Source organism: Mycolicibacter longobardus (assembly GCF_002102265.1).
GTDB classification, from domain to species: domain Bacteria; phylum Actinomycetota; class Actinomycetes; order Mycobacteriales; family Mycobacteriaceae; genus Mycobacterium; species Mycobacterium longobardum.
In genome coordinates, this window is sequence record NZ_LQPG01000027.1 from 1 (window position 1) to 20511 (window position 20511).

General features: G+C 70.3%; 17 protein-coding genes and 1 tRNA gene. 5 read left to right on the forward strand and 13 right to left on the reverse strand.

Going from position 1 to position 20511, the window contains the following annotated elements:
• Nucleotides 1–84: 84 nt before the first annotated feature.
• Both AWC16_RS14510 and AWC16_RS14515 read right to left on the reverse strand, forming a co-directional pair.
• A tRNA-Thr gene (locus tag AWC16_RS14510) sits at nucleotides 85–160 on the reverse strand.
• A 27-nt stretch (nucleotides 161–187) separates the two neighbouring features.
• On the reverse strand, nucleotides 188–1414 hold the full coding sequence (locus AWC16_RS14515) for a DNA polymerase III subunit delta' (RefSeq protein WP_207572325.1): 1227 nt from the start codon (nucleotides 1412–1414) through the stop codon (nucleotides 188–190).
• Between the two features lie 66 nt (nucleotides 1415–1480).
• On the opposite strand from AWC16_RS14515, the gene AWC16_RS14520 reads away from it, so the two are divergent.
• The gene (locus tag AWC16_RS14520) at nucleotides 1481–3115 is read left to right on the forward strand and encodes an adenylate/guanylate cyclase domain-containing protein (protein ID WP_109561424.1); all 1635 of its coding nucleotides are present in this window, start codon (nucleotides 1481–1483) and stop codon (nucleotides 3113–3115) included.
• A 1-nt stretch (nucleotide 3116) separates the two neighbouring features.
• Here the strand turns inward: AWC16_RS14520 and topA are convergent, their stop codons facing one another.
• From topA to AWC16_RS14535, 3 genes are all read right to left on the reverse strand, one after another.
• Nucleotides 3117–5933, reverse strand: coding sequence for a type I DNA topoisomerase (gene topA, locus AWC16_RS14525; RefSeq protein WP_085265466.1), 2817 nt, complete (start codon nucleotides 5931–5933; stop codon nucleotides 3117–3119).
• Between the two features lie 127 nt (nucleotides 5934–6060).
• A complete protein-coding gene (locus AWC16_RS14530; protein WP_085265467.1) occupies nucleotides 6061–6672 on the reverse strand; it encodes a hypothetical protein in 612 nt (203 codons plus the stop codon).
• 125 nt (nucleotides 6673–6797) lie between these two features.
• Nucleotides 6798–7001 (reverse strand): cold-shock protein, encoded by a 204-nt coding sequence (locus AWC16_RS14535; RefSeq protein WP_005138711.1) that lies wholly within the window; start codon nucleotides 6999–7001, stop codon nucleotides 6798–6800.
• Nucleotides 7002–7497: 496 nt separating this feature from the next.
• Between AWC16_RS14535 and AWC16_RS14540 the strand changes: the two genes are divergently transcribed.
• Both AWC16_RS14540 and AWC16_RS14545 read left to right on the forward strand, forming a co-directional pair.
• On the forward strand, nucleotides 7498–9870 hold the full coding sequence (locus tag AWC16_RS14540; protein WP_085265468.1) for a DEAD/DEAH box helicase: 2373 nt from the start codon (nucleotides 7498–7500) through the stop codon (nucleotides 9868–9870).
• 309 nt (nucleotides 9871–10179) lie between these two features.
• On the forward strand, nucleotides 10180–11196 hold the full coding sequence (locus AWC16_RS14545) for a PAS domain-containing protein (RefSeq protein ID WP_085265469.1): 1017 nt from the start codon (nucleotides 10180–10182) through the stop codon (nucleotides 11194–11196).
• A 3-nt stretch (nucleotides 11197–11199) separates the two neighbouring features.
• On the opposite strand, the gene AWC16_RS25160 is transcribed toward AWC16_RS14545, so the two are convergent.
• The 7 genes from AWC16_RS25160 to ssd form a co-directional block, all read right to left on the reverse strand.
• Nucleotides 11200–11493, reverse strand: coding sequence for an Rv3654c family TadE-like protein (locus AWC16_RS25160; protein WP_109561425.1), 294 nt, complete (start codon nucleotides 11491–11493; stop codon nucleotides 11200–11202).
• A gap of 31 nt (nucleotides 11494–11524) precedes the next feature.
• On the reverse strand, nucleotides 11525–11881 hold the full coding sequence (locus AWC16_RS25165; RefSeq protein WP_109561432.1) for a TadE family type IV pilus minor pilin: 357 nt from the start codon (nucleotides 11879–11881) through the stop codon (nucleotides 11525–11527).
• Between the two features lie 24 nt (nucleotides 11882–11905).
• Nucleotides 11906–12097, reverse strand: coding sequence for a DUF4244 domain-containing protein (locus AWC16_RS14555; protein ID WP_085265471.1), 192 nt, complete (start codon nucleotides 12095–12097; stop codon nucleotides 11906–11908).
• A 92-nt stretch (nucleotides 12098–12189) separates the two neighbouring features.
• The gene (locus AWC16_RS14560) at nucleotides 12190–12768 is read right to left on the reverse strand and encodes a type II secretion system F family protein (protein ID WP_207572326.1); all 579 of its coding nucleotides are present in this window, start codon (nucleotides 12766–12768) and stop codon (nucleotides 12190–12192) included.
• Nucleotides 12765–13574: a type II secretion system F family protein gene (locus AWC16_RS14565; protein WP_085265472.1), complete on the reverse strand. Its 810-nt coding sequence runs from the start codon at nucleotides 13572–13574 to the stop codon at nucleotides 12765–12767. The genes AWC16_RS14560 and AWC16_RS14565 overlap by 4 nt, the downstream gene beginning before the upstream one ends.
• Complete coding sequence (locus tag AWC16_RS14570; protein ID WP_085265473.1) at nucleotides 13571–14755, reverse strand: TadA family conjugal transfer-associated ATPase; 1185 nt, start codon at nucleotides 14753–14755, stop codon at nucleotides 13571–13573. Before AWC16_RS14570 ends, AWC16_RS14565 begins: the two co-directional genes overlap by 4 nt.
• Nucleotides 14752–15843 (reverse strand): septum site-determining protein Ssd, encoded by a 1092-nt coding sequence (gene ssd / locus AWC16_RS14575; RefSeq protein WP_109561427.1) that lies wholly within the window; start codon nucleotides 15841–15843, stop codon nucleotides 14752–14754. Before ssd ends, AWC16_RS14570 begins: the two co-directional genes overlap by 4 nt.
• A 418-nt stretch (nucleotides 15844–16261) precedes the next feature.
• Here ssd and AWC16_RS14580 point away from each other — a divergent pair, with 418 nt between their 5' ends.
• Nucleotides 16262–17119: an HAD-IB family hydrolase gene (locus AWC16_RS14580; protein WP_085265474.1), complete on the forward strand. Its 858-nt coding sequence runs from the start codon at nucleotides 16262–16264 to the stop codon at nucleotides 17117–17119.
• A gap of 427 nt (nucleotides 17120–17546) precedes the next feature.
• On the opposite strand, the gene AWC16_RS14590 is transcribed toward AWC16_RS14580, so the two are convergent.
• Nucleotides 17547–18293 carry an oxidoreductase gene (locus AWC16_RS14590; RefSeq protein ID WP_085265562.1) on the reverse strand — a complete coding sequence of 249 codons (747 nt, stop codon included), beginning with the start codon at nucleotides 18291–18293 and terminating at the stop codon, nucleotides 17547–17549.
• A 40-nt stretch (nucleotides 18294–18333) separates the two neighbouring features.
• Between AWC16_RS14590 and acs the strand changes: the two genes are divergently transcribed.
• Entirely contained in the window at nucleotides 18334–20469 is a 2136-nt protein-coding gene (acs, locus tag AWC16_RS14600; RefSeq protein WP_234812281.1) for an acetate--CoA ligase, read from the forward strand.
• Nucleotides 20470–20511 lie beyond the last annotated feature (42 nt).

Sequence of the window (20511 nt, forward strand, 5' to 3'; positions counted from 1 at the left end):
CAACTGACAAGCATCAGCCGAAACACTGTCAAGCATCACCCGAAGCCGAAACGTCAAGCATCACCCGACGTAATACATGGTAGCTGGAGCCGCCTAGGAGAATCGAACTCCTGACCTATTCATTACGAGTGAATCGCTCTACCGACTGAGCTAAGGCGGCGTGCCCGGCGAACCGGGCCGGGCCAGTTTACAGGTCGCCCCGCAGCGCCTGCCCGATGGTGGCAACCATGGCACCGACGGCGAAGCGGGGCTTGACGTTGGCCGCCAGCGCGTCACGGCATTCGAGCACCGCCTCGATGCAGCGCAACAGCCGGTCCGGCGAGGCGTGGCCGGCGATCGCCGCGACGGCATCGGTCATGTCCGGGTGATTGGGCCGGGCAGCTCCGGCCGACGCGGTGGCGGCCAGCAGCGCGTCCCGGAAGTAGGTGGCCAGGTCGATCAGAGCCCGGTCCAGCGCATCACGCGACGCCCTGGTCTGGCGCGACTTCTGCCGGCGCTCCAGGTCTTTGATCACCCCCGCGGTGCCGCGCAGCGTGGCGGCGGTGCCCCTGCCGGTGCCACCGGCGCCCAGCGCGGTGCGCAGTTCCTCGGTCTCCACCTCGGCCCGCTCGGCGGTCAGATCCCGGGCCTCGGACTCGGCGGCGGCCACCAACTCGTCGACGGCGGTGAACGCCCGCGACGGGGTCGCCGCGTCGCGGGCCAGCGTCAACGCCCGCTGGCGGCGCTGGCGGGCTTCCGGATCGGTGGCCAGCCGCCGGGCGCGCCCCACGTGGCCGCCGCTGACCGCCGCCGCCCAGTCGGCGGTCGCGCGGTCGAGCCGGTCGGTATCCATCAGCACCTGGGCGATCGCCGCGGGCGGAGGCGTTACCAGCGCCATGTGCCGGCACCGGGACCGCAGCGTGATCGCGATGTCCTCCGGGTCGACCGAGGGGGCGCACAACAGGAACACCGTCGACGGCGGCGGCTCCTCGACGACCTTGAGCAGGGCGTTGGCCGCGCCCTCGGTGAGCCGGTCGGCGTCCTCGACCACCACGATCTGCCAGCGGCCGGTCCCCGGCCGTCGGGACGCCATCTGCACGATGGCGCGCATCTCCTCGACACCGATGGACAGCCCCTCCGGCACCACCCGCCGCACGTCGGCGTGGGTGCCGGCCATCGTGGTGGTGCAGGCCCGGCACCGCCCGCAGCCGGGCCCGCCATCGGCGTCGTCAGCGGTGCACTGCAGCGCCGCGGCGAAACACAGTGCCGCGATCGACCGGCCCGATCCCGGCGGGCCGGTGATCAACCAGGCGTGTGACATGCCCCCCGCGGTCATGCCACTGTGAGCAGAATCATGCCGGGCCGCCCGCGCAGCTGCCAGCAGCTCGGCTTCGACCGTCTGCTGGCCCACCAATCGTGCGAAAACCCCGGACATCATCGGCCACAGTAGTGGGTTGACCGGACATTCAGACTCCGGCTTTGTCGTTCCGCCGGATACGGTGTGCTGGTGAGTACTACGACCTTGGCGGGGCGGATCAGCCGATTCGTCCGCTGGGTGGTGCGCACACCCTGGCCGGTATTCACGCTGAGCATGCTGCAGGCCGACATCATCGGCTCGCTGTTCGTGTTCGGCTTCCTACGATTCGGCCTGCCCGACGAGGACCGGATCAACCTGCAGGACCTGCCGCGCAGCAACCTGGCGATCTTCGCCGCCACCCTGCTGTGCCTGTTCGCCTTGGGCTTCTCGATCAGCACCGCGTTGCTGATGCCGGTATTCCGCTGGCAACGCCGGGAGGCCCTGCTCGCCGACCTGGAGAACACCGACTCCGACCCCGCCGACACCGAACTGGCGCGATCCCGGGCGCTGCGGATGCCGTTCTACCGCTCGCTGATCAGCATCTGCTACTGGACGGTGGGCGGGGTGGTGTTCGTAATCATCAGCTGGCCGGTGACACATGACGTCGTGCCGGTGGTGGTCACCGCCACCGCGCTGGGCGCCGCCGCCACCGCGATCATCGGCTACCTGCAGTCCGAGCGGGTGCTGCGGCCGGTGGCCGTGGCCGCGCTGCGCGAGGGCACCCCGGAGCGGCTGCGGGCGCCCGGGGTCATCCTGCGTCAGCTGCTGACCTGGGTGCTGTCCACCGGGGTGCCGCTGTTGGCGATCGTGCTGTCGGTGCTGGCCGGAAAGGCGTCGTTGCTCGACGCCTCACCGGACAAGCTGTTCACCCCGATTCTGCTGATGGCGCTGGCCGCGTTGGTCATCGGGCTGGCCGGCACGGTCCTGGTGTCGATGTCGATCGCCGACCCGCTGCGTCAGCTGCGCTGGGCGCTCGGCGAGGTGCAGCGCGGCAACTACAACGCGCACATGCAGATCTACGACGCCAGCGAGCTCGGCCTGCTGCAGGCCGGGTTCAACGACATGGTGCGCGACCTGGCCGAGCGGCAGCGGCTGCGCGACCTGTTCGGACGCTACGTCGGCGAAGACGTGGCCCGGCGTGCGCTGGAGCGCGGAACCGAGCTGGGCGGCCAGGAACGCGACGTGGCGGTGCTCTTCATCGACCTGGTCGGCTCGACCCAGCTCGCCTCGACCCGGCCGCCCAGCGACGTGGTCAACCTGCTCAACGAGTTCTTCCGGGTGGTGGTCGAGGCCGTCGGACGGCACGGCGGTTTCGTCAACAAGTTCCAGGGTGACGCGGCCCTGGCGATCTTCGGCGCGCCCATCGAGCACCCGGACGCCTCGAGCGCGGCCCTGGCGGCAGCCCGCGAACTGCACGACGGCCTGCTACCGGTGCTCGGTTCGGAGGAGTTCGGCATCGGGGTGTCGACCGGGCGGGCCATCGCCGGGCACATCGGGGCCCGAGCGCGCTTCGAGTACACCGTGATCGGCGACCCGGTCAACGAGGCCGCCCGGTTGACCGAGCTGGCCAAGTTGGAGGACGGTCACGTGCTGGCTTCGGCGGTCGCGGTCAGCGGCGCCGTCGACGCGGAGGCACTGTGCTGGGAAGTCGGCGAGATCGTCGAGCTGCGCGGACGCGCGGTCCCCACTCAGTTGGCGCGGCCGCTGAAACTTGCGGTGATCGAAGAGATCCCGGCGTCGAACGCAGAGGACCCGGCGACCTCAGCCGCCGCGGACTGACTCAGCGCTGGGCTGTTTTTTTCGCGACGGACTTTTTGGCCGGCGCCTTCTTGGCGGTCGCCTTGCGGGTGGTCTTCTTCGCGGCCTTCTTCGCCGGCCCGCGCGCGCGCCGGTCGGCGAGCAGCTCCGCGGCACGCTCATCGGTGATCGAAACCACCTCGTCGCCCTTGCGCAGGCTGGCGTTGGTCTCACCATCGGTGACGTACGGCCCGAATCGGCCGTCCTTGATCACCATCGGCTTTCCGGTCGCCGGGTCTGCACCCAGCTCGCGCAGCGGCGGAGCGGCAGCCGCTTGGCGGCCACGGCGTTTCGGTTCGGCGTAGATCTTGAGTGCCTCTTCGAGGGTGATCTCGAAGATCTGCTCCTCTGTGGACAGTGACCGAGAATCGGTGCCGCGCTTCAGGTATGGGCCGTATCGGCCGTTCTGCGCGGTGATCTCATCACCGGACTCGGGGTCCACACCGACCACCCGCGGCAACGACAGCAGTTTCAGCGCGTCCTCGAGGGTCACGGTCTCCAGGCTCATGCTGCGCAGCAGCGAGCCGGTGCGCGGCTTGGGCCCGGTCGGCTTCTTGCCCTTTTTGGCGGGCGTCCCGGACTCGTCGTCCGGCGGTGGCGGCAGCACCTCGGTGACGTACGGGCCGTATCGGCCGTCTTTGGCCACGATCTCGTGCCCGGTGTCCGGGTCCACGCCCAGCGGCCGGCCTTCCTGCGGGGTCGCGAAGCGTTCCTCGGCCAGCGCCAGGGTCAGTTCATCGGGCGGGAGCGAGTCGTCGAGGTTGGCCCGCTGCGGGGTCGGCTCGCCGTCGTCGCCGGTGACCATGCGCTCCAGGTAGGGGCCGTTCTTGCCCACCCGCACATACACCGGCCGGCCCTCGGCGTCGTCGAACAGTTTGATCGAGTTGATCTCGCGGGCGTCGATGCCCTCCAGGTTGACCCCGACCAGCTTCTTGAGGCCCCCGGCCCGGGAGATCGAGCCCTCCACCCCGTAGTCGCCACCGAAGTAGAAATTGTGCAGCCAGTCGACACGGCGCTGGCGCCCGGCGGCGATCCCGTCGAGTTCGTCCTCCATGGCCGCGGTGAAGTCATAGTCGACCAGCCGGCCGAAATGCTGCTCGAGCAGCCCGATGACGGCGAACGCCACCCAGGTCGGGACCAGCGCGCTGCCCTTCTTGTAGACGTAGCCGCGGTCCTGGATGGTCTTGATGATCGACGAGTAGGTCGAAGGCCGGCCGATGCCCAGCTCTTCGAGCGCCTTGACCAACGAGGCCTCGGTGTAGCGGGCCGGCGGATTGGTGGCGTGCCCGTCCGGGGTCAGCTCGGTGGCATCCACCCGCTGTCCCTGGGTCAACTGCGGCAGCCGGCGCTCGGCGTCGTCGGCTTCACCACCGGCCAGCTCGTCGACGGTCTCCACGTAGGCCTTGAGGAACCCGGCGAAGGTGATGGTGCGGCCGCTCGCGGCAAATGTCACCTGCTGAGACCCGGATTGCCCACCGATCCGCAGGCTCAGGGTGGTGCCGCGGGCGTCGGCCATCTGCGAGGCCACCGTGCGCTGCCAGATCAGCTCGTAGAGCCGGAACTCGTCACTGCCCAGCTCGTTGCGCACCGCGTCTGGGGTGGCGAACGTCTCGCCGGCCGGGCGGATCGCCTCGTGGGCCTCCTGGGCGTTCTTGACCTTGCGGGTGTACTGCCGCGGCGACGGCGAGACGTACTCCTCGCCGTAGAGCTGGCGGGCCTGGGTGCGCGCGGCATCAATGGCCGACTGCGACAGCGTCGTCGAGTCGGTACGCATATAGGTGATGTAGCCGTTCTCGTAGAGCCGCTGGGCGATGCTCATCGTGCGTTCGGCGGAGAACCGCAGCTTGCGGCCGGCTTCCTGCTGCAGGGTCGAGGTCATGAAGGGCGCGTAGGGCCGCCGGGTATAGGGCTTGTCCTCCACCGAGGTCACCGACAGCGACGCACCCCGCAACCCGGCCGCCAGCGCGGTGGCCGCGGCCTCGTCGAGCACCGTGACCTCGGCGGGCTTTTTCAACTGCCCCAGCGAGTCGAAGTCGCGGCCGCTGGCCACCCGCAGCTCATCGACGGCGACCAGCCGGGCGGTGAAGGTGGGCGGCGATGCCGTCGGGTCGGAGACGCTGGCGTCCAGTTGGGCGACCACATCCCAGTAAGAAGCGCTGCGGAACGCCATCCGCTCGCGTTCGCGCTGCACGATGATCCGGGTGGCCACCGACTGAACGCGGCCCGCCGACAGCTTCGGTGCGACCTTCTTCCACAGCACCGGGCTGACCTCGTAGCCGTACAACCGGTCCAGGACGCGCCGGGTCTCCTGCGCGTCCACCAGGTCGATGTCCAGGTCACGAGGGTTCTCGGCGGCACTGCGGATCGCCGGCTCGGTGATCTCGTGGAACACCATCCGCCGGACCGGGATGCGCGGCTTCAGCGTCTCCAGCAGGTGCCAGGCGATGGCCTCGCCCTCCCGGTCACCATCGGTGGCCAGATAGAGCTCGTCGGCGTCTTTGAGCAGGCCCTTGAGTTCGGTGACGGTGCTCTTCTTGTCGGGGCTGACGATGTAGAGCGGTTCGAAGTCCGCGTCGACGTTGACGCCCAGGCGCGCCCACGGCTCGGTCTTGTACTTCGCCGGCACGTCGGCGGCATTGCGCGGAAGGTCCCGGATGTGCCCTCGGGAGGACTCCACGACGTAGTTACGGCCCAGGTAACCCGCAATTTTGCGTGCTTTAGTAGGCGACTCGACTATGACGAGTCGCCGCACGGGTGAATCATCGCCGTTGCGGGCGCTCACCGTCTCAGAGTCAGCCACCTTGCGCCTACCACTCCACTTCTGTCCGCACCCGCAGCTCGCGCCGCCGGCGGACAACTGACAATCTCGCACTCACGGCCGTGCCGATGCAAACCGGCGTTCAGCGGTGAATTCTTGCTGGATCCTCTCAGGGGCCACCGGGCTGCCCCGGGATCGTCGCTGCGACACGCGGCCACTGGCTCAACGCGTCGGGATCCGCGGGCGGTTCCCCAACGTTCTCGACCAGCCGCGACAGCCTGCGTCGACCGGTGATCCGCAGCGCCGGATGGCCGCCGCGGGTGCCGATCAGCGTGGGTGCGATCCCGACCCGCATCAAGGCCGAAGCCAGCGGAGCGAAAGTGTCCGGCGCGTGCGGGTCCAGTCCGAGCAGGTACCGGTCGCCTTCTGCGACCCCCGCCGCCAGCGTCCATGCCCGCAGTTCACGCGGGCCCGGCAGCCACCCCGGCGGCACGGTCTTCACCGCGCCACGGGTCCACGCCTGCGCCAGCACGCGCAATCTCTCATCGACCGCGGTCCGCACCAGCGGGGTGTTCTCCTCGGTGCGGGTGATCTCGGGCAGCAGGCCGGCCTCGTCGATCAGCTCGGCCAGCGCCACGGCCCGCCACTGCGCATCGACCACGACCGACAGCCGTGCCCCGGCGCCCACCATAACGATCTGTCCCGGACCCGCCAGCACCCCGGTGAGGTCGGTGACGCTGGGCGGCACCGACTCTGCCGAAAAGAAGGAAAGCTGGCTCACGTCACCGACAGTAAGCCGGGACGCCGTCGAGTGGGTTCAGCGGCGGTATACCCGCCCGAAACGAAACCCCCCGGCTTGGCTCCGTTGGCGGGAGCTGCCCGGGGGGTGACGTCAAATTCCGTTGCTCAGACGGCGCGGACGCCCGTGGCCTGGGGGCCCTTGGGGCTCTGCCCGACCTCGAACTCCACCCGCTGGTTCTCCTCAAGGGTGCGAAAGCCGCTTCCCTGGATCTCCGTGTAGTGGACAAACACGTCAGCCGAGCCGTCCTCTGGTGCGATGAAGCCGAAGCCCTTTTCCGCGTTGAACCACTTCACAGTTCCCTGTGGCATCTGTCGATCTTTCCTTACTCTTCTTGCTCGGTGCGGGGCACCGTTGTTCGGGGCACCGCATTTCGCTGCCCCGGGCCGGGTTCCCGCCGCCGTACCCTGGCGGTCGGTCGGTGCTGCCACCGAACCACTCCCCCGCGGGAACTGCGGCCGCAACCACAGATCCTGCGAAGGCTTAACACGAACACAGAAGCTACGACCGCCCACAGTCAACCATGTTCATCGCGCCGAGGACAGAGTGCGGTGCCCAAATGGCCTTTAGAAGGTTTCGAGGCAGGGTGAACAATACGGCGGCGGGCATTCGATGCCGGCGGTTCAGCGAGGCTCGACGAAGGAGAGGCGAAGCTGGAACCGCCGCATCAACACCGCGGTTCAGCGAGGCTCGACGAAGGAGAGGCGAAGCTGGGAGCGTCGCATGGGCCGGGCGGTTCAGCGAGGCTCGACGAAGGAGAGGCGAAGCTGGGACCGCCGTACGAACCAGGCAAATTGAGGACGGGAAATGACGGCGAATTTCGGCGGTGAACTGCTGGCCGCCGCGCTCGCCGGGGTCGATCCCGGAGAACATCCGCTGCGTCACGTCGCCGACCTGCCGGCGTCGACGGGCCGGGTCGGCGCCTGGCCGGACTGGGCCGAACCCGGGGTGATCAGCGCGTTCACCGAGCGCGGGATCGACGCACCCTGGTCACATCAGCTGGCCGCCGCCGAGCTGGCGCACGCCGGGCGTCACGTGGTGATCAGCACCGGCACGGCGTCGGGAAAATCGCTGGCCTATCAACTCCCCGTCCTGCATGCGCTGGCGACCGACCCTCGCGCCCGGGTGCTGTACCTGTCGCCGACGAAGGCGCTGGGCCATGATCAGCTGCGGGCCGCGCACACGCTGACCGCGGCGGTTCCGGCGCTGACCGGCGCAGCTGGCATAGGAGGCGCCGTGGCACCCACCGCCTACGACGGCGACAGCCCGGCCGAGGTCCGCCGGTTCGCCCGGGAACGCTCCCGTTGGGTGTTCTCCAACCCGGACATGATCCACCTGTCGCTGCTGCGCAACCACGCCCGCTGGGCGGTGTTCCTGCGCGGTCTGCGCTTCGTGATCGTCGACGAATGCCACTACTACCGGGGCGTGTTCGGCTCGCACGTGGCGATGGTGCTGCGGCGGCTGCTGCGGCTGTGTGATCGCTACGCCGCGCCCGGGGCCGTTGAGCCTGCCGGGTCCACGGTGATCTTCGCCAGTGCCACAACCGCATCACCGGGCGCCAGCGCGTCGGCACTGATCGGTCAATCCGTCGCGGAGGTCACCGAGGACGGTTCACCGCACGGGGCCCGGACGGTGGCGCTGTGGGAACCCGCCCTGCGCACCGACGTGACCGGTGAGAACGGTGCACCGGTGCGGCGCGCGGCCGGCGCCGAGGCGGCCCGCGTGATGGCCGATCTGATCGCCGAGGGTGCGCGCACCCTGACCTTCGTGCGCTCGCGCCGCGGTGCGGAGCTCACCGCGCTGGCGGCCCGCACCCGGCTGGAATCGGTCGCCCCGGCGCTGGTCGACAAGGTGGCCTCTTATCGGGCCGGGTATCTGGCCGAGGAGCGCCGAGCCTTGGAACGCGCGCTGGCCGACGGCGAGTTGTGCGGCCTGGCCACCACCAATGCCCTGGAACTCGGGGTAGACATCGCCGGGCTGGACGCGGTGGTGATCGCCGGCTTCCCCGGAACGGTGACGTCGTTCTGGCAGCAGGCCGGCCGGTCGGGACGACGAGGCCAGACGGCGCTGATCGTGTTGATCGCCCGTGACGACCCACTGGACACCTATCTGGTGCATCACCCGGCGGCGCTGCTGGACAGACCGATCGAGCAGGTGGTGATCGATCCGGCCAACCCCTACGTACTGGGCCCGCAGCTGCTGTGCGCTGCTGCCGAGCTGCCGCTGACGACGGCCGAGGTGGCGCAGCTGGGTGCCGAGCAGGTGGCCGAGGGATTGGTCGACGACGGGCTGTTGCGGCGACGGTCCAATCAGTACTTCCCGGCGCCCGGGCTCGACCCGCACGCGGCGGTGGAGATCCGCGGGTCGGCCGGCGGGCAGGTGGTGATCGTCGAAGCCGACACCGGCCGGCTGCTGGGCAGCGTCGACGCCGGCCGAGCGCCGGCCACGGTGCACACCGGGGCGGTGCATTTGCATCAGGGTGAGAGTTATCTGGTCGACTCGCTGGACACCGAGCGCCAGATCGCCTTCGTGCATGCCGAGGATCCCGGCTACGCGACGTTCGCGCGCGAGATCACCGACATCGATGTGACCGGCGACGGCGAACGCGCGCGGTTCGGTCCGGTCGGTCTCGGCCTGGTGCCGGTGACGGTGACCCGCCAGATCGTCGGCTACCTGCGCCGGCTTCCGACCGGGGAAGTGCTGGATTTCATCGACCTGGACGTACCGCCGGCGACACTGCCAACCACCGCGGTGGTCTACACCGTCACCGCGGAGGCGTTGGCCGACGGCGGGATCGCCGAACCTGCGATCCCGGGGGCGTTGCACGCCGCCGAGCACGCGGCGATCGGGCTGCTGCCGCTGGTGGCCAGCTGCGACCGCGGTGATATCGGCGGGCTGTCCACCGCGGTGGGACCGGTCGCCCTGGGCGGTGAGCCCAGCGTGTTCGTCTACGACGGTCACCCCGGTGGTGCCGGATTCGCCGAACGCGGATTCCGCGCGGCGACCACCTGGTTGGCCGCGACGGCGGCGACGATCGAATCCTGCGAGTGCCCGCACGGATGCCCCTCGTGCGTGCAGTCACCCAAGTGCGGCAACGGCAACGACCCGCTGGACAAGGACGGTGCGGTGCGGGTGCTGCGATTGGTGCTCGGCGAGCTCAACGGCGCCGGTCCGGCTTGAGAAAGACTGCGGGAGTCGGCCGACCCCCCGAACGGCCGACTCCCCCCTGCAGCACTTACCCCGACAACCATGCGCACAATGACAAGACGTCACCACGCCGGAATACAGCCGAGGCAGTAGGACGAACGGTCGAGCGATGCGATCCGTTCTTCAACCCGATTCGTAACCGGATGCGGCCGTAAGTTACCGGCTGAACCGGAACCCCCGCAACCTGGCAGACCTGCGAGAAACGTCACGTCGCCCGGCAAAACCGGGCAATCGATTGCTATTGACGCTGGTAGAGGGCCGATAGCCGTAATATCCCGGATCATGGGACACGATTGGCTGCTGGTGGAGACGCTCGGTGGTGAACCGGCAGTTGTCGCCCACGGGCACCAGTTGGAGAATCTGGTACCGATCACCGACTTCCTGCGCCGCCGCCCGCACCTGGCGGCGATCCAGACCGCGATCGGCGAATCGGTGCGAACCGGGCAGAGTCTGGCCAGTATCACTCCCCGCAACGACCGGGTGATCCGCACCGAACCGGTGGTGATGTCCGACGACCGCGTGCACGGCGTGCACGTCTGGATCGGTCCGGCCGATGTCGAGCCGCCCGAACGACCCATCCCGGGCGCGCTGAAGTGGGACCTGACTCTGGGGGTCGCCACCGACACCAGGGAATCCCTGGCGAACAGCGGCAAGGACCCGGACGCGGAGGCCACCCAGGGCCGGGCGTTCGCCGAGGAGCTGCCCACCCGCGAGTTCAGCCCGAACGAGAACAAGGTGCTTGCCCTGGCGATCCGGGCCGAGGCCGGCCAAAGCCTCTGCATCAGTTGGGATGTCACCGATTACCTCGGCGATGTCATCCGGGTGGGTTTCGTGGTGCGCACTGCCCGGGAAGCCGGTCCCAACGGGCGTGAGCATCTGGTGGCACGCGGGATGAACTGGCGCCTCCCGTTCGACGGCGCCGTGCAGCAACCCGACTTCTTGGCCCAGCAGGTCCTGCACGGACTGGCGCAGCCCGGCGTGTATCGGGCGATGATCGACCTGACCGACTGGCGGTTGCTGAAGTGGCTGGACGATCCGTGCCCGTTCTTCGACTGGCGCGGCCCCGGGGACACGCAACGGGTTCACCCCGACGATGTGGCCCTGATCGACCGGATGACAAACGATTTCACCCAACCCCCGGTGGCCGGGGTGCTGCGCCTGCGTCAGCCGGACGGCAGTTGGCGGCCGGTGCATGTGACCGTCAACCGGTTGGAGCTCGAGGAGGACACGTACGCGGGCCTGCTCGCGCTGCGCCTGCCCACCGAGGCCGAGTTGGCCGACGCCGGGTTGGACGGGTAGTCCCTAGCCGGGCCCGGCGCGGGCCGTCGCCCGGGCCGGGCCGAGGCGCCTACCGGGCAGTGACACCGCCACGGTGACCAGTACGTCGAGTCCCTCTACCGCGCAGTCGATTCCGCCGACCCGCATCCGGCCGGCCAGTCGTTGCGCCGCCGCGCAGGCCGTTTCCGGCCCGGCGGGAACTCGGGCCGCGCCGGCCAGGGCAGCCAGGTCGGCGGCCGCTTGCGCCCGGTGTCGCGCAATGACCGCGGCGCCGAGCAGAAAGCCACCCCCGGTGATACTCAACAGGATTGCGACCATCGCGGCGGCGGCGACGGTGGCCGCGCCCGCCTCACCGGGACGGCTCGACGGCCGACACCGCCTCGGCGCTGATCGCCAATCCGGGCAACAGCGCCGGCCGGGCGGTGACCGTCGCGACCACCAGGTCACCCTCGGAGCGCAGCCGGACTGCGGCTCCGGCCGGCGCGATACGGCGCACCACCGCGGTGGCCGCCGGGGTGTCTCCGCGCGCCGCCAGCCGGGCGGCTTCCCGGGCGGCATCGATGCAGCGGACCTGGGCGGACACCGCACTGATTCCCGCCAGACACAGCACCAACACCGAGACCAGGGCCGCCAGCGCGAACGCCGCCTCGACCGTGCTGGCGCCCGCGTCGTCGGCAAACGGGGTACCGCCGACTTCGTCGGCAATCGGGCCACCGCCGCTCACCGCCCGTCAGACCTTGGTGTTCAGCGCGCGCCCGATGATCCGGTTCAGTGCCGACACGATCGAATCACCGGTGACGACGGTGTAGAGGATGGCGCCGAAGGCGGCGGCAGCGATGGTTCCGATCGCGTACTCGACCGTAGACATCCCGGACTCGTCGGAGGCCAGCAGCACCATCTTCAGCGAAATGACGCGAAACATGTTGCGCGCCTGCAATACCCGTGTTCTCACGAAACCTCCTCCATCATCACCCTTCTCAGGTTCTCGCGGTCTGTCCGCGAAACATCTCCCGCTCACAGCAGGCCCGACTGCAGCACGTCGCCGGCCAGGCCGGCGACCACCGGCACAATGCCCAGGCACACGAACGCCGGCAGAAAACACACCCCGAGCGGCCCGGCAATCAGCACCCCCGCCCGCTCGGCGGCCGCCGTCGCCGCATCCGCGGCGTCGTCGCGGCACTGCGCGGCAAGCTCTCCCAGCCCGGCCGCCAGCGCTGCGCCGGAAGACCCCGACCGCCGAGCCAGTCGAAGCACGGCGGTGGTCGACGGGTCCAACGCACCGTCCGGCGCCGACCACGCGATGCCGGGATCTGCGCCCATCGCCAGCAGGTCCGCGCCGCGGCGCAACACCACCGCCAGCTGCGGCGGCGCGTGCCGGGCGGTGGCCGCGGCCGCACCCGACACCGGCATGCCCGCGGCCAGGCAGAGTGCGAACACCTCAAGGCCGGCGGCCAGCGCCAGTGCGTCGTTGCCCGGCACGGTCCGGGGGCGCACCGGACGGTCTGGCCGGGGCAGCCCGGCGCGCACCCGAACCGTCGACGGTCCGGCGGCGGTCAGCACGGCCAGCCCGAGCAACACCGCGGCGGCAGTCACGGCCTGCCTCCCGCACGCGCGGTGATCCGATCCGACCACAGCAACCCGGCGCATACCAGGCTCATCCCGACCAGTGCCAGCGCCCCGCCCGGCCCGCCGATCAGAAACTCAACCGGCCGGGCCCCGATCAACTGCCCCAGCAGCACACCGAGCACCGGAAGGCAGCCCAGCAGGGTGGCTGACGCCCGGGCGCCGGCCATACCAGCCTCGGCGTGCGCCGAAAAACTTTGCTGCGCCGCGATATCGCGTTGCGCGGCCTGCATCAGGGCAGCTACCGCCAGGCCGTGTTCTGCCCCCAGATCCCAGTAGACCGCAAGCCGCTCCCAATGTGCGGGCAGCGCCGAGGTCGTGCCCGCATCGCGCAGCCCGGTCGCGACGTCGGCACCTAGCCGGGCCCGGGCGGCCACCCCGCGCAGGCCGGCGGCCACCGCGGGGTGGCCGGTTTCGGCGGCGGCAACGGCGAAGGCCCGCACCGGGTGCGCACCAACACGCAGCTCACCGGCCAGTACGTCGAGCGCGGTCTCCAGGGCGCGCGACTCCACAGCGGCCCGGCGGCCCGCGCGTCGGCGGCGGTGGCGCAGCGCGGCGGTGGCGCCGAACACCGCACCGGCCAGCCAGGTGCTCAGGGGTAGGACGAAGGCGGCGAGCACCGCACCGCCGGCTCCGACCCCGATGAGGCTCCACCGTCTGCCCCTGCCGCCCGGACCGCGGCGCGGACGGCCGGCCGGCACGAGCCGACGTCGCGGCGAGCCGCCGAGCAGGGCCGCCGAGGCCAGCGCCAGTGCGGAGATCGCCGACCCGGTCACGCCGGTATCCGATCGCGCAGCAGGGCGTGGAATTCGGCGGCGTGATCGGTCAGGCCGCGCTCAAGCCGCCACACCGGTGCGGCCTGCACCTGGCCGGAGGCGGTGCGGCGCAACAGTGAAATCTCGGTGAGCCGCCGCCTGCCGTCACGGTCCCGCGCAACGTGCACCAAGACCTGGACGGCCGCCGCCAACTGACTGTGCAGCCCGGCGCGGTCCAGACCTCCCAGTGCGGCAAGCGCTTCCAGGCGGGCCGGTACTTCGGCCGGACTGTTGGCGTGCACGGTACCCGCGCCGCCGTCGTGGCCGGTGTTCAAGGCGGCCAGCAGGTCCACCACTTCGGCGCCCCGGACCTCGCCGACCACCAGCCGATCCGGCCGCATCCGCAGCGCCTGGCGCACCAGGTCGCGCAGCCCCACTTCGCCGGCGCCCTCGACATTGGCCGCACGGGCCACCAGCCTGACCAGATGCGGGTGGCGGGGCTGCAGTTCGGGAGCGTCCTCGACACAGATCAGACGCTCTCCGGCGTGCACCGCGCCCAGCATGGCCGCCAGCAGAGTGGTCTTGCCGGCGCCGGTGCCGCCGGAGACCAGGAACGCCAGCCGGGCGGCGATGATGTCGGCCAGCAGCGCCGCGGCCGGTGGCGCGATGGCGCCCGCGGCCGTCAGGGCGGCGATGTCCTGGGCGGCCGGCCGCAGGACCCGAAGCGACAGGCACGTCCCGCCGGCGGCGACCGGCGGCAGAATCGCGTGCAGTCGCACGCTGAACTCACCGGTCCCGATACCGCTGAGCTGGCCGTCGACCCACGGCTGGGCGTCGTCGAGCCGGCGGCCCGCAGCCACCGCCAACCGTTGGGCCAACCGGCGCACGGCCGCTTCGTCGGCGAACCGGATCTCGGTGCGCCGCAAGCCGGATCCGTCGTCGACCCACACCGCATCGGGGGCGGTGACCAGCACGTCGGTGACGCCCGGCGCGCACAACAGCGGTTCCAGTGCCCCGGCTCCGGTCAGTTCGGTCTGCAGCACCCGCAGGCTGGACAGCATCTCGGTGTCTCCGAGCACGCCTCCCGATTCGGCCCGGATCGCCGCGGCCACCGCCTGGGGACGCAACGCCGACGGTTCCGCGGACGCCCAGGACTCGGCAGCCAACCGTTCCCGGACCCGTTCGATCAACGAATCCCTCATGGCACCAACGCCTTCCGCTGCGGCACCACGCCAAGGACGCGGCCGGCCGCTGCCGCCAGCGCGGAGCGGCGATGCAATCGCAGGCCCGCGTGTTCGAGCCGTTCGGCCAGCCGTGGCTCGGCCCGCAGCGCAGCCAGCAGCGGCAGCCCGACGATCTCGGCCACCTCGGCGGCGCGCAGTCCGCCCGGGGCGGGGCCGCGCACCACGAGACCGACGTTGGGATTCACCGCGCCCAGCCGCGGCGCGATCGCGGCGCCCGCCGCACACGAACGCACGTCGCACGGGCTGACCACGACCACGAGATCGGCGGCACTCAGCGCAACCTCGACCGGGTCGGCCCACGCCCGGGGCAGGTCACAAACCACCGTGATCCCGGCGCGACGGCCCGCTTCCACGACGGCATCGACGGCGCCTGCCTGCAGCTCGTGGCCCTCATGGGCCTTCTGGCCACGCCGAGCATTCGACAGCACGCTGACACCACGCTGGCGGGGCAGCGCTGCGCGCAGCGCCGACCAGGTCAACCGCCCGCCCTGCTGCGTCAGGTCGCACCAGCGCAGGCCGGCCACGTCCTCGGTGCCGGCCAGCAGGTCGATGCCCCCGCCCCACGCGTCCAGGTCGACCAGCAGTGCTTCGGCGGTCCTGCCAGCGGACTGCGCCAGCGCGGTGGCCAACAGCGAGGCACCGGCTCCGCCGCGCGCGCCGATCACCGCGATGGCCGCACCCCGGCACGTCCCATCGGCTGCCGCCTCGCCGGCCTCGGCCAGCTCGGCCACCAGTTCGTCTCCCCCGCCGGGCAGGGTCAGTACTCGCTGCGCGCCTACCGTGACGGCGGCCTGCCAGCTGGCCGCGGTGGGCTCACCACCGGTGAGCACGATGACGTGCGCCCGACGTGGCAGCCGGGCCGGGCCGCAGCGGGCGGCCGCGGCCTCGTCGAGCAGCACCGCCGCGGCGGCAGACCAGGCCTTGCGAGTCGGTATCGCGGCGCCCAGGTGGATCACCCGCGTGCCCACCGCCGCGGCCACCCGGTCCAATTCGTCGCGCAGGGCGGACTGGGAGACAAGGGCCAACAGGCCGGCGGCTGCGCTCACCGCCTCACCGTGCCGCGGCGACGCCTGCCACGCCAGCCGATTCCGGGCAGATGTGAATGAAAAATGCGACTGTGAATAACTCCGCGTATAGCGATGCCGCTTATTTCAGACAAAACGGATGACGGAACGGTTCTGTAACACGTTCAGTCGGTGAAAGGTGCGCTCCGGCGAACAAATTACCGGTTAAAAAAGACGACCCCCGCCAGGGGGGGAGGAGGCGGAGGTCGTCGTGTATCAACCCCGGGGGGTCGGGCCGATACACCCTCAGCATAAGCCGAGTGATGCCACTATACACACGAGAGGGTGGTCCGGCGCAAGTATTGTCGCCAAATGCCGGCCCCTCAGCCCGAACGGCGTGTGAAGTGCTGTTTCCGGCGTAGCACCGGGTTGACCGACGCTCCGCACCTATGCTGTAGCGGTGACCGCATCCACCCCGCAGCCGCAGTCACCACCCACGCCGGCGACGGACCCTTCCGGGGACCCACGAACCCGCACAGCCGCCTTCCTGGACCTCGATCACACGGTGATCGCGAAGTCCAGCGCGCTGGCCTTCAGCAAACCTTTTATGGACCAGGGACTGATCAACCGGCGCACCGTGCTCAAGTCGAGCTACGCCCAGTTCCTGATGCTGCTGTCCGGCGCCGACCATGACCAGATGGAGCGGATGCGTGCCCATCTGACCAACATGTGTACCGGTTGGAACGTGGAACAGGTCAAGGCGATCGTCAACGAGACGATCCACGACATCGTCACGCCCCTGGTGTTCGCCGAGGCTGCCCAGCTGATCGCCGACCACAAACTCTGCGGTCGCGACGTGGTGGTGGTCTCGGCCTCCGGGGAGGAGATCGTGGCGCCCATCGCCCGGGCGCTGGGCGCCACCCACGCCATGGCGACCCGCATGGTGGTCGCCGACGGCAAGTACACCGGCGAGATCGCGTTCTACTGCTACGGCGAAGGCAAGGTGCAGGCCATCCGCGAGTTGGCCGCCCGCGAGGGCTACCCGCTGGAGCACTGCTACGCCTACTCGGACTCGATCACCGACCTGCCGATGCTGCAGGTGGTGGGACACCCCTCCGTGGTGAACCCCGACCGCGCGCTGCGCAAGGAGGCGATCGCCAACGGTTGGCCGGTGCTGACCTTCTCCCGGCCGGTGTCGCTGCGCGACCGCATCCCCGCGCCGTCCGGCGCCGCGGTGGCGACCACCGCCGCAGTCGGCATCAGCGCACTCGCCGCCGGGGCGCTGACCTACTCCCTGCTGCGCCGACTGGTGTCCTGACCCGGCCTCCAGCAAACATCGTCGGTCACAATCCGATGACACGCCACAAGCCGTTCGCGATTAGGTCTTGCTGTGTCGTGCGTCACGTAGTACAAAGGAAGCACGGAAGCCGGCAAGGCCAGGGTCGACCCGGAAGAGAAGGATCGATCTCCCAAGCCGCACTTCCCAGTACGGAGAGCGGTACCCACGCGGAGCCACAGCCGCGAAGATGGCAGAAGTGTTGCGGGCCTGCGTAATTGCGGAACGTGATCGGTGTCGGCAGCCCTTTGGGTGGGGTTGCGACCGAAGAACACCGCAGGAGCGCCGAGGCCACCCACGCAGCCCACGTTGGACGCTTGGTAACCGTGTACCGTACTAGCGGGCGGCGGGCCGAATCATTCGGAACGCCGCCCGCTTCGTTCGTTCAAGGGTGGCATCGAATCAGCCTTCAGCGCCCCGCCTCAGCAATCTTCAGCGCATCCAGCGCACCGGCGTGCAGCGCGTCGCAGCACAGCATCATCCACGCGGTGACGCCCTCGGCAGAACCGCCCGCGAAATCCGCCGCCGCGCGGCGATACTCACCGGCCTTGCGCATCCAAGCCACCTCGGGCACCCCCAGCCCGTGCCGGTCCAGCCCGCTGGCGATCGTCACCAGCCGGGCGGCGCCCCGGGCCACCACACCGTCGGCGCTGCCGAACGGCGCCAGCGTCAACAGTTCGCCGTGCACCACCGCGGCGAACACCGGCGCGGCCACCGAGGTGCCGCCGGTGGCCAGCTCGGCCAGCATCTCCAGCCGTCGGCCGACCGCCGCTCCCCCCTCCGGGCGGCCGAGGCGTTCCTCGTCGACAAGGTCTGCCGCGGCCAACACGTGCAGCCGGGCCAGGGCCTGCAGCGGGGCGCGACGCCAGACCTCGACCAGAGAGGTCTCCCCGCCCTCCAGGGCCTGCGCCACCCGCAGGGCACCGGCGAACACCGGATCGTCGGTCGCGGCCGCGTCCACGACGGCGGGGCCGCCGTCGAGCACCGACGACGCCCGGGCCGCCCGCAGGGACGCCTCCGCGGCACTGACCGGCCAGCCCCGCATATTGGTCTTGTGCCGATGGACCCGGGCCAGCTCGTCGCGGACCTTCTCACTGACCTCGGCCACGCCGGGCAATTCGAGTAACGGGGCCAGCGGGTCCCGGTGTGTGGTCACGGGCTGTGACACTACCGCCGTGGTGATTAGGCTCCTGACGGTGAGCCACAACCCGGAGACCGCCCCCGCCGCGTCAGAGCCGTCGTACCCGCCGCCTGCCGAGTTCATCGCCCAGGCCAACGCCGGCCCGGAGCTGTACCGCGCGGCCGAGGCTGATCGGCTCGCGTTCTGGGCCGAGCAGGCCAACCGGCTGAGCTGGTCGACACCGTTCACCGAGGTGCTGGACTACTCCCGACCTCCGTTCGCCCGCTGGTTCGCCGACGGCCGGCTCAACGTCGCCTACAACTGCGTGGACCGCCACGTGGAGGCCGGCAACGGCGATCGGGTCGCGATTCACTGGGAGGGCGAGCCGGTCGGCGGTTCAGCGAGCCTCGACGAAGGAGAGGCGAAGCTGGGACCGGCGCATGGGCACGGCGGTTCAGCGAGCCTCGACGAAGGAGAGGCGAAGCTGGGACCGTCGCTTGGGCACGGCGGTTCAGCGAGCCTCGACGAAGGAGAGGCGAAGCTGGGACCGTCGCTTGGGCACGGGGACACCCGCACCATCACCTACGCGGAGTTGCAGGCGGAGGTCTCCCGCGCGGCCAACGCGCTGACCGGGCTGGGTCTGGTCGCCGGTGACCGGGTGGCGATCTATCTGCCGATGATCCCGGAAGCGGTCATCGCGATGCTGGCGTGCGCGCGGCTGGGCGTGTTGCACACCGTGGTGTTCGCCGGTTTCTCCGCGCATGCGCTGCGGTCCCGCATTGACGACGCGCAGGCGAAGCTGGTGATCACCTCCGACGGGCAGTTCCGCCGCGGCCACCCGGCACCGCTGAAGCCCGCGGTGGACGAGGCGGTCGCGGAGGCTGAAACCGTGGAGCACGTGCTGGTGGTGCGCCGCACCGGTGGCGAGGTGTCCTGGACGCCGGACCGCGACCTGTGGTGGCACGACGTGGTGGACCCGGCGTCACCGCAGCACGCGTGCGAGGCGTTCGAGGCCGAGCAGCCGCTGTTCCTGCTGTACACCTCGGGCACCACCGGTAAGCCGAAGGGCATCCTGCACACCAGCGGCGGCTACCTGACCCAGTCCGCCTACACGCACCACTACGTCTTCGACCTCAAGCCCGACACCGACGTTTTCTGGTGCACCGCCGACGTCGGGTGGGTCACCGGCCACACCTATTCGGTGTACGGGCCGCTGGCCAACGGCGCCACCGAGGTGATCTACGAGGGCACCCCGGAGTTCCCGGATCAGCACCGGCACTTCCAGATCATCGAAAAATACGGTGTGACAATCTATTACACCGCTCCCACGTTGATCCGTACGTTCATGAAGTGGGGCCGCGAGATTCCGGACGCCCACGACCTGTCCAGTCTGCGGCTGCTGGGTTCGGTCGGTGAGCCCATCAATCCGGAGGCCTGGCGCTGGTACCGGCGGGTGATCGGCAAGGACGCGGTTCCGGTGGTCGACACCTGGTGGCAGACCGAGACCGGCGCGACGATGATCAGCCCGCTGCCCGGGGTGTCTGCAACCAAGCCGGGCGCGGCGATGACCCCGCTGCCCGGGATCTCGGCGCGCATCGTCGACGACCACGGCGATCTGTTGTCGCCGAATGAGGCTGGCGCGGAACCGGTCTCGGGATACCTGGTGATCGATGCGCCGTGGCCGTCGATGACCCGCGGAATCTGGGGTGACGAACAGCGTTTCATCGACACCTACTGGTCGCGGTTCGCCGAGCAGGGCTGGTACTTCGCCGGGGACGGCGCGCGCTATGACGCCGACGGCGACATCTGGGTGCTCGGCCGGATCGACGACGTGATGAACGTGTCCGGGCATCGCATCTCCACCGCCGAGGTGGAGTCCGCGTTGGTCAGTCACGCCGCGGTGGCCGAGGCCGCCGTGGTCGGGGCCGTGGACGAGCAGACCGGCCAACGGATCTGCGCGTTCGTGGTGCTGGCCGCCTCCCACAGCGACATGGGCGGCACGATCGTCGACGAGTTGCGTGAGCGCGTCACCGTGGAGATCTCGCCGATCGCCAAGCCCCGCAACGTGCACGTGGTCCCGGAGCTGCCCAAGACCCGCAGCGGCAAGATCATGCGACGGCTGCTGCGCGATATCGCCGACGGCCGCGAACTCGGCGACACCTCAACCCTGGTGGACCCCAGCGTGTTCGACGCGATCCGGGCGGCCGACTAGCGACCTAGCCGATGCGGCGACCCGCCGCGCCCGGCTCCGCCG